Source organism: Pseudoalteromonas sp. A601, assembly GCF_002165575.1.
Classification (GTDB): Bacteria; Pseudomonadota; Gammaproteobacteria; order Enterobacterales; family Alteromonadaceae; genus Pseudoalteromonas.
This window is the reverse complement of record NZ_MXQF01000006.1, coordinates 25,220-37,180: the sequence shown is the minus strand read 5'-3', so window position 1 is coordinate 37,180 and position 11,961 is coordinate 25,220. Positions and strand designations below refer to the sequence as shown.

At 40.9% G+C, this 11,961-nt stretch carries 14 protein-coding genes; 11 read left to right on the top strand and 3 right to left on the bottom strand.

All coding sequences use genetic code 11. The features are described from left to right. From B5G52_RS06325 to trpA, 5 genes are read left to right on the top strand one after another with little or no spacing between them, the layout of a single operon-like run. Positions 1-618, top strand: coding sequence for an aminodeoxychorismate/anthranilate synthase component II (locus tag B5G52_RS06325; RefSeq protein ID WP_087531822.1), 618 nt, complete (start codon positions 1-3; stop codon positions 616-618). 8 nt (positions 619-626) lie between these two features. Further along, positions 627-1,694 carry an anthranilate phosphoribosyltransferase gene (trpD, locus tag B5G52_RS06320; RefSeq protein WP_087531821.1) on the top strand — a complete coding sequence of 356 codons (1,068 nt, stop codon included), beginning with the start codon at positions 627-629 and terminating at the stop codon, positions 1,692-1,694. Next, positions 1,687-3,051: a bifunctional indole-3-glycerol-phosphate synthase TrpC/phosphoribosylanthranilate isomerase TrpF gene (gene trpCF / locus B5G52_RS06315; RefSeq protein WP_087531820.1), complete on the top strand. Its 1,365-nt coding sequence runs from the start codon at positions 1,687-1,689 to the stop codon at positions 3,049-3,051. The genes trpD and trpCF overlap by 8 nt, the downstream gene beginning before the upstream one ends. 7 nt (positions 3,052-3,058) lie before the next feature. After that, complete coding sequence (gene trpB / locus B5G52_RS06310) at positions 3,059-4,243, top strand: tryptophan synthase subunit beta (RefSeq protein ID WP_087531947.1); 1,185 nt, start codon at positions 3,059-3,061, stop codon at positions 4,241-4,243. Further along, positions 4,240-5,067, top strand: coding sequence for a tryptophan synthase subunit alpha (gene trpA / locus B5G52_RS06305; RefSeq protein WP_087531819.1), 828 nt, complete (start codon positions 4,240-4,242; stop codon positions 5,065-5,067). Before trpB ends, trpA begins: the two co-directional genes overlap by 4 nt. Positions 5,068-5,126: 59 nt before the next feature. Here the strand turns inward: trpA and B5G52_RS06300 are convergent, their stop codons facing one another. Further along, a complete protein-coding gene (locus B5G52_RS06300; RefSeq protein ID WP_087531818.1) occupies positions 5,127-5,705 on the bottom strand; it encodes a type 1 glutamine amidotransferase domain-containing protein in 579 nt (192 codons plus the stop codon). A 136-nt stretch (positions 5,706-5,841) separates the two neighbouring features. Continuing rightward, positions 5,842-6,111: an HU family DNA-binding protein gene (locus tag B5G52_RS06295; protein WP_087531817.1), complete on the bottom strand. Its 270-nt coding sequence runs from the start codon at positions 6,109-6,111 to the stop codon at positions 5,842-5,844. 157 nt (positions 6,112-6,268) lie between these two features. On the opposite strand from B5G52_RS06295, the gene B5G52_RS06290 reads away from it, so the two are divergent. Continuing rightward, positions 6,269-6,847: an inner membrane-spanning protein YciB gene (locus B5G52_RS06290; RefSeq protein ID WP_087531816.1), complete on the top strand. Its 579-nt coding sequence runs from the start codon at positions 6,269-6,271 to the stop codon at positions 6,845-6,847. Between the two features lie 78 nt (positions 6,848-6,925). Then, a complete protein-coding gene (locus B5G52_RS06285) occupies positions 6,926-7,564 on the top strand; it encodes a CPBP family intramembrane glutamic endopeptidase (RefSeq protein WP_087531946.1) in 639 nt (212 codons plus the stop codon). Between the two features lie 62 nt (positions 7,565-7,626). On the opposite strand, the gene B5G52_RS06280 is transcribed toward B5G52_RS06285, so the two are convergent. Continuing rightward, a complete protein-coding gene (locus tag B5G52_RS06280) occupies positions 7,627-9,051 on the bottom strand; it encodes a sodium-dependent transporter (protein WP_087531815.1) in 1,425 nt (474 codons plus the stop codon). Positions 9,052-9,227: 176 nt separating this feature from the next. Here B5G52_RS06280 and B5G52_RS06275 point away from each other — a divergent pair, with 176 nt between their 5' ends. The 4 genes from B5G52_RS06275 to B5G52_RS06260 all read left to right on the top strand — a co-directional run bounded on the left by B5G52_RS06275 (position 9,228) and on the right by B5G52_RS06260 (position 11,954). Further along, positions 9,228-9,530, top strand: a complete 303-nt coding sequence (locus B5G52_RS06275; protein WP_087531814.1) for a YciI family protein — start codon at positions 9,228-9,230, stop codon at positions 9,528-9,530. A 151-nt stretch (positions 9,531-9,681) separates the two neighbouring features. Further along, positions 9,682-9,945 (top strand): PepSY domain-containing protein, encoded by a 264-nt coding sequence (locus B5G52_RS06270; protein ID WP_140394305.1) that lies wholly within the window; start codon positions 9,682-9,684, stop codon positions 9,943-9,945. A 3-nt stretch (positions 9,946-9,948) separates the two neighbouring features. After that, complete coding sequence (locus B5G52_RS06265; RefSeq protein ID WP_087531813.1) at positions 9,949-10,623, top strand: response regulator transcription factor; 675 nt, start codon at positions 9,949-9,951, stop codon at positions 10,621-10,623. Further along, positions 10,617-11,954, top strand: a complete 1,338-nt coding sequence (locus B5G52_RS06260) for an ATP-binding protein (protein ID WP_087531812.1) — start codon at positions 10,617-10,619, stop codon at positions 11,952-11,954. Before B5G52_RS06265 ends, B5G52_RS06260 begins: the two co-directional genes overlap by 7 nt. The last annotated feature ends 7 nt before the right edge of the window (positions 11,955-11,961 follow it).

Below are 11,961 nucleotides of genomic sequence, written 5' to 3'. Positions count from 1 at the left end.
ATGAGCTTGAATAATAGCAGCCTTGCCGATGTAAAAATTTATTTTTTAGATAACTTTGATTCATTTAGTTATAACTTAGTCGATGAACTTTCTATGTTGGGCAGCGATTTAGTGGTATATCGTAACAACATAGATGCGCAGCTTATTTTTAATAAAATGTGCAGTGAGACAAAACCTGTCATTTTAGTGTTATCACCCGGTCCTGGAACACCGTCAGATGCAGGTTGTTTAATGGCACTAATTGAATTGTGCAAAGGGAAATTTCCAATGCTAGGAATATGCTTAGGGCAACAAGCATTAACACAAAGTTACGGTGGTATTATTGGCCATGCAGGCGAAACCGTGCATGGTAAGTCATCAATCATAGAGCTCAGTGAACACCCTGTTTTCAATGGGATGGGCGAGCGCATGCCGGTTGCACGTTATCATTCATTAATGGCCACTATGGTCCCTGATAGTGTAGCCGTGATTGCAAACTTCGGCGCTATCCCGATGGCTATTTACCACCAGCAAGATAACGCCCTTGGCTATCAGTTTCATCCTGAGTCAATTTTAACGCCTAATGGCGCAGCACTTTTGCAAAAAAGTATGCAGTTTTTAGCTAACGCACAGCAGTAGAGGATTTTATGTCAGTAAATCAGCAATCAACAACGCATAACACCCATGCTCTTATTGATGTGTTACTCGCACAAACATCATTAAGCTTTAGCCAAAGCCAACAGTTGTTCAATGCAATCATGCAAGGCGAAGTGAGCGAGATTGAGTTATCTGCTTTACTCGTCGCATTAAAAATTAAAGGCGAAGTCAGCGACGAGATAGCTGGCGCTGCTGCCTCTATGCGTGCCAATGCAGTGCAATTTGAAACACAATTAACGCAGCTTGCAGATAGTTGCGGTACTGGTGGCGATGGTTCAAACACCATCAATATTAGTACTACTGCTGCAATTGTAGCCGCAGCTTGCGGCATAAATATGGTTAAACATGGCAATCGCAGTGTATCGAGTAATTCAGGCTCTGCCGATTTACTTAAAGCCTTGGGTATTAATATTGATATGACCCCAGCACAAGCCGTTGCATGCCTTGAGCAAACAGGTTTTACGTTTTTATTCGCTCCTCATTATCACAGTGGTGTGCGCCATGCGATGGGCGTTCGTACTACATTAAAAACACGTACAATCTTTAATATTCTAGGGCCTCTGGCTAACCCAGCAGCTCCACAAGTACAACTACTTGGTGTTTACGATGAAAGTTTATGCCTGCCTATGGCACAAACACTGAAAACGTTAGGCACACAGCGGGCGATGGTCGTTCATGGTGCCGGCACGGATGAAATTGCATTACATGGCACCACCACTGTTGTTGAGCTTGATAATGGTGAGCTTAAAGAATACACACTTACTCCTGAAGATTTTGGTCTTGCAAACTATTCACTTGAATTACTAGCCGGTGAAGGCCCAGAATACAACGCAAATGCCAGCCGAGCTATTTTAGCTGGTACAGGCATGCCAGCACACAATGCAGCGATTATAGTTAACGTCGCAGCGCTGCTGTATTTAACTGCTAAAGTAGATGATTTTAAAACAGGCGCACAGCAAGTTGCCGACGTTTTAAAATCTGGTCAAGCCTTAAACACATTAAACGCCATTGTTGAGCAAAGTAATAAAGTCATAAACCCAGAGGTAACCAATGGCTAATGTATTAGACAAAATAGTCGCCGATAAAAAAATAGAGTTAACTGAGCGAAAAGCCAAACGCCCGCTTGAAAGCTTCAAAGCACAAGCAATACCAACAAACCGTGACTTTTATAAAGCGTTAGCGGCCCCTGGCACACAGTTTATATTAGAGTGTAAAAAAGCATCTCCCTCGAAGGGACTTATTCGTGAGCCCTTTGATTTAGCCGAAATCACCAGTGTCTATAAAAATCATGCAAGTTGTATCAGTGTGTTAACCGATGAAAAATATTTTCAAGGCAGTTTTGATTATTTAGAATTTGTTCGCAGTCAAGTAGAGCAACCACTGATCTGTAAAGACTTCTTCATTGATGAATATCAGATTTACATGGCTCGAATTTATGGTGGCGATGCAATTTTACTGATGCTTTCAGTGCTTGACGATAGCCAATATGAAGCTTTAGCAAGCGTTGCCAAAAGCCTTAATATGGCAGTATTAACCGAGGTGAGCAATGAAGCTGAAGTACAGCGAGCTCTTGCTCTTGATGCACAAATTATTGGTATTAATAACCGTGATTTACGTGACTTAAGCACTGATTTAGCGACGACTGAAAAATTACGTAAACTGATCCCTAATGACAAAGTCGTTATCTCTGAGTCTGGTATTTACACTCACCAAGATGTTAAACGCCTTGCGCCATTGTGTAACGGGTTTTTAATTGGTAGCTCATTAATGGCTGAACGCGATTTAGAACGCGCCTGTCGTAGTGTTATTTTAGGTGAAAATAAAGTCTGTGGCTTAACCCGTAGCCAAGATGCTATCGCTGCCTATAACAGTGGAGCTGTGTTTGGCGGACTTATTTTTGCGCCTAAATCTCCCCGCTTTATAGACCTTGATTGTGCGTTACAAATTACTCAGAGCGCGCCTCTTGCGTTTGTCGGTGTGTTTGTAAATGCCAGCATTGGTGAGGTTGCTGAACATGCACAAACCTTAAAGCTAGCAGCAGTGCAGTTACACGGACAAGAAACCCAAGCTTACATTGACGAACTACGCCCGCTGTTACCAAACAATTGTGAAATCTGGAAAGCCCAAGCGGTCAAAGATAACTTGCCTGATCAACTTAATAGCGTTGATCGCCACCTTTACGACACCTACAGCGATACCCATGAAGGTGGCACAGGTAAAACATTTGATTGGTCAATTCTAAACAATGCGAATCAGCCATTTATGTTAGCAGGTGGACTAAACGCAAGTAATATCCAAGGCACTTTATACCAAGGTGCTCAAGGTCTAGATCTAAACTCTGGGGTTGAGCTAAGCGCAGGCAAAAAATGCCAAAACAAATTAAATGATGCATTTAACAGCATCCGTAAATATTGAGGTTAAAATGAACAATCCAGCATATTTTGGTGAGTTTGGTGGCATGTTTGTGCCAGAGCTCCTAGTTCCTGCGCTTAAGCAGTTAGAAGATGAATTTAATAAATCACAAACTGATGCAGCCTTTCAGGCAGAGTTTGAAAAATTACTGAATGAGTACGCAGGTCGCCCTACACCGCTAACGCTTACACGTAATTTAATTAAAAACCCGAAAGTAAAATTATACTTAAAGCGCGAAGATTTATTACACGGTGGCGCGCACAAAACCAATCAAGTATTAGGTCAAGCGTTGTTAACTAAGCGTATGGGCAAAAAAGAAGTAATCGCTGAAACAGGCGCAGGCCAACATGGCGTAGCAACGGCGTTAGCGTGTGCTTTACTTGGCTTAAAATGTCGTATTTACATGGGTGCAAAAGATGTTGAACGCCAGCAGCCAAACGTATTTCGTATGAAGTTAATGGGCGCTGAAGTCATCCCTGTAACCGCAGGCTCTGGCACACTTAAAGATGCCGTAAACGAAGCACTTCGCGACTGGTCTGCTAATTATAAAGATGCACACTATCTACTTGGTACGGCCGCTGGACCACACCCGTTCCCAACCATGGTTCGTGAGTTTCAAAAAATGATTGGTGAAGAAGCCAAACAACAGGTATTAAAAGCAGAAGGCCGTTTGCCTGATGCCGTACTTGCCTGCGTTGGCGGTGGCTCAAATGCCATTGGTATGTTTACAGATTTTATTGGCGAGCCGAGTGTAAAACTCATCGGTGTAGAGCCTGCTGGTAAAGGGCTAGATACCCATGAACACGGCGCAACAATTTGTAAAGGCACTAAAGGTATTTTACACGGTACATATACCTATATTATGCAAAATGATGATGGCCAAATTGAAGAATCATACTCTGTATCTGCGGGGCTCGATTACCCAGCTGTAGGTCCACAGCACGCGTTTTTACACGAAACAGGCCGTGCCCAATACGTGGGTATAACAGATACCGAAGCACTTGAAGCGTTTCAGCTACTGGCTAAAAATGAAGGGATTATTCCAGCACTTGAGTCAAGTCATGCCCTTGCATACGCATTAAAATACGCTGAGCAACAAACAGAAGAAACTGTTTTAGTGGTTAATTTAAGTGGCCGAGGTGACAAAGACTTATCACATGTAATGGATGTACTGTCAAAAGGAGAGCAATCATGAGCCAAGCACCTCAACAATCTGACCGTTACGGTAAAACGTTTGCAGCCTTAAAAGAGCAAAATCAAGGTGCTTTCGTCCCCTTTGTGACCATTGGCGATCCAAATAAAGAGCTAAGTGTAGAGATAATTAAAAGCTTAATTGACGGTGGTGCTGATGCACTAGAGCTCGGTATTCCATTTTCAGACCCGATTGCCGACGGTCCAGTGATCCAAGCTGCAAATATTCGTGCGCTTGATGTAAACATTAATACCCAAGACTGCTTTGATATCATTAAACAAGTTCGCGAATATAATGCTAATATTCCAATCGGCCTATTACTGTACTCTAACTTGGTTTTTAAGCGTGGCCTTGAAAAGTTTTATACTGATGCAAAAGCTGCTGGCGTTGATTCAATCTTAGTTGCAGATGTGCCCCTACATGAATCAAAAATGTTTCGCCAAGCTGCAATGAGTAACGGAATTGACCCTATCTTTATTGCTACGCCAAACGCCTCAGATGATACTGTGCGTCAGTGTGCTTCATATGGCCGCGGTTATACTTACTTGCTATCTCGTGCAGGAGTTACCGGCACTGAAACTAAAGCACAAATGCCCGCATCGTCAATTGTCACTAAATTAAAAGAGTACCACAGTGCTCCAGCACTATTAGGCTTTGGTATTTCAACACCAGATGATGTAAAAGCGGCGCTAGCAGCTGGCGCTGCAGGTGCTATTTCAGGCTCTGCAGTAGTTAAAATTATCGAAACAAACCTCGATAACCCAGATGCTATGCTGACAGGCCTGAAAGAGTTTGTCGCATCAATGAAAGCAGCGACACAGCTGTAAGGTTTACCAATAAAAAGGGGCGCACAAAGCGCCCCCTTTTTATTATATTTTAAATGCCATTAATGCGCTTGATGCTTGCCTTCGATAATTTCTTCAATAAATTTACGATTAAACGCAGCTAAATCAGCGGGACTGCGGCTGGTTACTAAGCCTTTATCCACACTCACTTCTTCATCAACCCAGTTAGCGCCTGCATTCATTAAATCTGTTTTAATACTTGGGAATGACGTGACAGTACGGTCTCTTAGTTTATTGATCTCAGCTAATAGCCAAGAACCATGACAAATTGCCGCAACGGGTTTATTCATTTTCGCACCAAAAAAGCCATCCACAAACGCTTTTGCATCTTTATCTTGGCGTAAGCTATCTGGGTTAAATAATCCACCAGGTAAGAGTAAAGCATCGTAATCACCACTGTCAGCGTCGCTTGCGAGCTTATCAACAGTGACTTTATCGCCCCATACATCTTCATCCCAGCCGGTGATTTCACCTTCTTTAATTGAGATGATTTCAACTTTTGCACCCGCATCTAATAATGCGCTACGCGGTGAAAATAGCTCACTTTGTTCAAAGCCATCGGTTGCTAATATAGCGATGGTTTTACCGCTAAGTTGTGTACCTGTTTGTAATGTAGACATATTATCTCCTTATTTAAAAACCTTTTAGAATTAAAAGCAGACAACATGCCACGTCTAACCTATTGAAATTATTAAAGATATTTAAAAGGTAGGAGCAACACCCTGTAATTGCGTAACAGGGTGAGAATAATCTACATTATAGTGCGTCTTTAAGCGCTTTGGCGGGTTTAAAAACCGGTTTGTTCGCACCTTCAATTTCGATAGTTTCACCTGTTTGCGGGTTACGCCCTGAGCGCGCAGGATGATAACTTAAAGCAAAAGTACCAAATCCGTTTACTTGTACTTGATCACCCTGTGAAAGTGAGTTTGTAATTGTTGTCAGCATGCTAGCCAAGGCTGCTTTTGAATCTTTTTTAGTTAATTTACTGTGCTCAGACATTGCGCTAATAAGTTCTGCTTTATTCATAAAATGCTCCTAAATCCCCGTTGCGAAACGTTACGGTTCAAATTGGTCTAAAAATCAAAGGCACGCAGGCTAAGCCTTACACACGCGTAAGTCAACCTTGTATCTAGGTAAATAACTTGGTAAAACGTCAACCCTAATTTTATTTACTAAGCGCTGTATGCACGCAATTATTGAATTTATTCCGCTACTGTTATTTTTTATTGTATTCAAGTTAGCTGATATTTATTGGGCAACCGCTCTATTAATGGCTACCACATTTATCCAAGTTGCCTACAGCTATTTAAAAGTAGGCAGAGTCCCAACCCGACAGTGGTTATTTTTAGCTTTAGCGATAATACTCGGTACGCTTACACTGGTATTTCATGATGCACAATTCGTAAAACTAAAAGCGACAATTATTTATGCAGGGTTAGCAATTTCATTAATCGTTAGCCGGTATATTTTTGCTAAAAACTTAGTACAAAAAGCATTAGAGTCGATGCTAAACAATGCCTTTGATACGCAGCAACCGATTGCTGTACCAAAGGCTACCTGGGAAAAGCTTAATCTAGTTTGGATAATCATTACCGCAAGTGTAGCAGCGCTTAATTTATACATTGCTTATAACTTCCCCCTTGATATTTGGGTCAACTTTAAAGTGTTTGGTTTAATGGCAATCACCTTTGTTAGTATCTTTGCCAGTATTTTAGCGCTTTACAAATACTTCCCCGAGGATAACGTGAAGCCTAGTAAATAAGCAAAAATCGCCGTCCATGTCATAAATATGTCGTTTTAGCTTGATAGCCTAGCGAGCAAAGTCAAAGCCGAGATGACCTTGAACGCCTCTCAATACCGTTGGTTTGAATTTACCTTAATATTTATTGCCTTACCCTTAATCGGGTTTGGCCTTAGAGCTCATTTAGCAAATTGGCTTATTCCTGCACTTATCATTTTGATGAGTGTATGTGGTATGTTGTTATTAGGCGATCCTCACTTTAAACGTTTTCGATTAACCAGCTTAGGGGAGTTTTCAGCTGTTAAGCGCAGGTTATTTAGTTTCTTTTTTATCGGCGCATTATTCTCAGGCGTGTTTTATTCAATTATGAATCAAGGCAACTGGTTTATAATGCCCCGTACATCGTTTAATGATTGGCTATTACTGCTTGTACTCTACCCGTTACTTTCAGTATTACCGCAAGAACTAATATTTCGAACTTATTTTTTTCACCGCTATAAACGCATAATGCCAAATAAAACAGTACGTATTGTGATCAGTGCATCTGTATTTGCGTTAGCCCATATTGTGTATGCTAATTGGGTTGCTGTGCTGTTAGCTTTTTTGGGCGGGTTGTTATTCTCTTATACCTACGCCCAAAGCCGCTCAACCTTTGTTTGTGTGATTGAACATAGTTTATGGGGGCTTTGGATGTTTACGCTTGGCATTGGCCAGTATTTAGATGCAGGAGCGTTATGACACTTATAAAAAAGCCGCACTATAAAAAGTACGGCTTGATTATGGGAAGTTATTATCTAGAACTAAAAACCAAAAATACTCACTGCAAAAAACTTAGTTGCAACGGTATTGATAAATATCAGTACTAAAATGACAGGAATAAAAGTAGACAGTGAAAAGTTCACGTACTTTTCAGTGAAACTACCGGCGTAACTTGGGCAACCTTGGCTTAGTTCTTCAGTTAAGCGTGCTTTTTTCCAGCGATACATTACAAACAAGCACACCATTAAGCCATTGAGCGGTAAAATTGTGTCATAAAAAACATCGTACACAAGGTCAAACATGCTTTTTGAACCGCCGCCATAGTTAACAAATGATGTTAACCCTTCAACCATCCCAAATGACATGGTACACAAAACAGTGAGTAAACCTACCGTGGCAGATAAAATTAACAATGCCATCTTACGGCTGATGCCTTTGCGCTCACTGAGTGTTGCTGTAGGTACTTCAACTATTGACACCAAAGAGGTGATCGCAGCAAAAAACACCAACAAAAAGAATATAAAGGCCACTACTGATGCGCCCAGATAACCAATATCAGTTTGTAATGCGAGTAAGATCTTAGGTAAAAATTCAAAAATCATAGATACTGATGAATCAGATAACTTCGCTGGATCCGTATTTGGGTTAAAACTAAAGATAGCTGGCAACACCATTAAGCCTGCAATGAACGCTACCAAAGAGTCGGTAACAGCAACCATTTTCGCACTACCAACTATATCGTCTTTTTTCGATATATAAGAAGCATAGGTCATTAAAATACCCATACCTAATGACAATGAAAAGAACGCTTGAGCCAATGCGCCATTGAGCACACTTGCATTCATTTTTGATATATCAGGAATGATATAATACTTAACACCGGCCATCGCGTTATCAAGTGTCAATACATAAACAACCAGAGCAATGAGTAATACAAACAAAGCCGGCATTAAGAATTTAGCCGCCTTTTCAATACCTTGCTTAACCCCACCCATGAGTATTAAGTTTACAATTATTGCAACAACGGCCATGTAACCAAATACGCTGGTACTATTTATAAACGCACCAAAACTTTTAGGATCCGCAAGTTGATCGAGATTACCCATTGCGACCTGACTTAAATACCCAAAAATCCATACGGTAATAACCATATAAAATACTGCAATCATAAAAGGCGTTAACACAGCTAAAAAGCCAGCAAATGTCCATTTTTTATCATTGCCAGAAAGCAGCTTGTACGCATTAAGTGGATCTTTTTGCGCTTGGCGGCCCATTGCCATTTCAGCCATCATCACTGGTAAGCAAATAAAAATGACAAACAGTGCATAAATAAGCAAAAATGCTCCACCACCATTTTTTGTTGCAGAAACAGGAAAGCCCACTAGGTTACCAATACCTACCGCAGAACCTGCAGCTGCTAATATAAATCCGAGGCGGGAGCTAAAGTGCTCACGATTATCGCTCATTTAAAAACCTTATTATTATTTTGTACTATCCCAGCGACTCTACCAGTGTTCTACTGGGCTTTTCAAGCAGATTCAGTTTAAAAATAGTTACACACTGTAAAGCTAAAATCTTCGCCGACTAAATTCCCTGTGCTAATATGGGACTTATTCTTACTCGCAAACACAGAGCACACATTATGTTGTATATGATTTACTCTAAAGATATAGAGAATAGTTTAGAATTTAGAAAAGCGGCTCGCCCTGCTCACCTTGCTCGATTAGAAGAGCTTGATAGCCAAGGCCGCTTGTTAACAGCAGGCCCTTTACCTGCCATTGACAGTGAAGACCCAGGCGAAGCTGGTTTTACAGGCTCGTTAGTAGTTGCACAATTTGAATCTTTAGAAGAGGCGCGTGAATGGGCTGCTGCTGATCCTTATGTAAGTGGCGGTGTTTACGATAGCTCCGTAGTAAAACCATTTAAAAAAGTGTTTGGTAAATAAAAACCAAAAAGTTCAATAATAAGTTCAGGGTTTGTTCACTGGTTGTTAACTAGACTAGTTAAAATGAATCACACTATTTTACGGTTTTTACTTGAGTTTTAGTTGCTTGGTTCATTAAACTAATAAGGTCTGGTTTAGGAGTTTCCCCATCATGCGTACTGTATTTGCCTTCAATCTTGTGGCGTTTGCTTTATTGTGTAGCGTTTATTCGAATAATAGCGTTGCAGAACCCCACGTTAAAAAAGCAGCAATAAGCAAAAAGCAAGCTGTTGAGCTTGCTAAAAAAAACGAAGATGGTAAAACACTAAAAATTACTGACCAAAACGATATTTATACCGTAAGAATATTAAAAAATGACGGCCATGTAGTCGACGTTCACGTTAATAAAAAAACCGGCAAAGTGAAAAAGGATTAAGAAATGCGAATTTTAGTAATTGAAGATGATTTACACTTAGCAGATAACCTGCGTAATGCTTTAGAAAAAGAACGCTACAGTGTTGATCTTTGTCACGACGGTGAGGCTGGTTTATTCCACATTACAGAATACCCACTTGATATGGCCGTTGTCGATTTAGGCCTGCCTAAAATCGACGGTATCGAGTTAATCAATAAAGCTCGCGCACAAGGCGTGACTATTCCTATTTTAATCCTTACTGCGCGTGACCGCTGGCAAGACAAAGTTGAAGGACTTGATGCTGGTGCTGACGATTACCTTACTAAACCATTTCATGTTGAAGAGTTAATTGCCCGTTGTAATGCGTTAATTCGCCGCAGTGCTGGTAAAGCAAATCCTGAAATGACCGCTGGCCCAATCAAAATTCATACTCGTTCACAGCAAGTTTGGGTTGACGATAAAGAGCTAAGCTTAACGGCCTACGAGTACAAAGTACTTGAATACTTGATGGTAAATCCACAAAAAGTAATTTCTAAATCAGAGTTAACTGAGCACATTTACGACCAAGATTTTGACCTAGACTCAAATGTAATTGAAGTATTTGTGCTGCGTTTACGTAAAAAGCTTGACCCTGATGGTACCTTAAACCCAGTTGAAACACTGCGCGGACGTGGATATAGGCTCAAAAGCCAGTGGTAGCTTCGCAAATCCCGTTAAAAGTAAGGCAAGGATTTATCCTTGTCTTTGTTTTATTAGTTGCCTTACCGATTCTGTTTTTCTCTATAGGCAAAGCCTATTACGCTTCACTTGTTGAAGCGACAGAAAAAACACTTGAAGCACATTTATATTCCCTGATATCAGAAGTCGACTTTACTGAGCGCGGCATAATTATGCCTAGCACAATTTTGGCGCCAGAGCTCAATAGGCTAAACTCCGATACCTACGCCATGATCTATCGTGATGATCAGCCAGTATGGCACTCAGAATCTGCTGTTAATGTGAACTTTGTTCCTGACTATGTAGAAACAAAAGCCGGTGCAGCTGATTTTAGACGAGTACAATACAAAAACACAATTTATTGGCAATTAAGTCTTACTGTTATTCTCAATAATATTGATCAATCAGAGCAAGCCCGGTTCATTCTGCTAAAGCGCAACGATGCATTGCTGCGCTTAATGGATGGCTTTAAACAAACCTTAGTGAACTGGATGTATGTAATGGGTGTTGCCATTGCAGCATTAATGGCCGTTGGTTTTGTGTGGAGCGCACGCCCCCTGCAACGTTTAGATAAAGAAATCAAAGCCATCGAATCAGGCGACATTCAACAAATAAAGGGACTTTACCCTGTTGAATTACAAACGATTAAATCTGACTTAAACCTGCTGCTTGAATCACAACAACGCCAAAAAGAGCGCTATAGAGCATCCTTAAGTGACTTAGCCCATGCGCTAAAAACGCCACTTGCCGTATTAAAATCAAGTCCGCTGGCCAATGATGCCGACGCGCAAGAGCAACTAGACCGTATTAATGTGATGATCGAACACCAATTAAAACGTGCAGCAACTGGCGCATCAGACACATGGAAAAAACAAACTGCTATTAAGCCTGTTCTTGATTCTATTTTGAATGCAATGAGTAAAGTTTACCGCGACAAAGATATTATATTTCATTGTACTGCCTCTGATAAAGATTACTTTTTAGGGGACAAAACAGATTTACTTGAGTTACTTGGAAACTTAATCGATAACGCCTGTAAAGCTTGTCGCTCTCAGGTCGATATACAAGTTATACAAAGCAAGTCGCTTCGCATTGTGATAAGTGATGATGGTCCAGGTGTCCCCCTAGATAAACGTGAATCATTACTTACCCGCGGCACCCGCTTAGATACATACGAAAGCGGACATGGAGTTGGAATGGCTATCGTTTCAGATCTTGTGAAGTCATACCACGGCACATTAACAATTGCCGATTCAGAGCAACTTAATGGCGCGCAATTTACTTTAGAGTTTAATTATAATGGCAAAAAATAACCGCTTA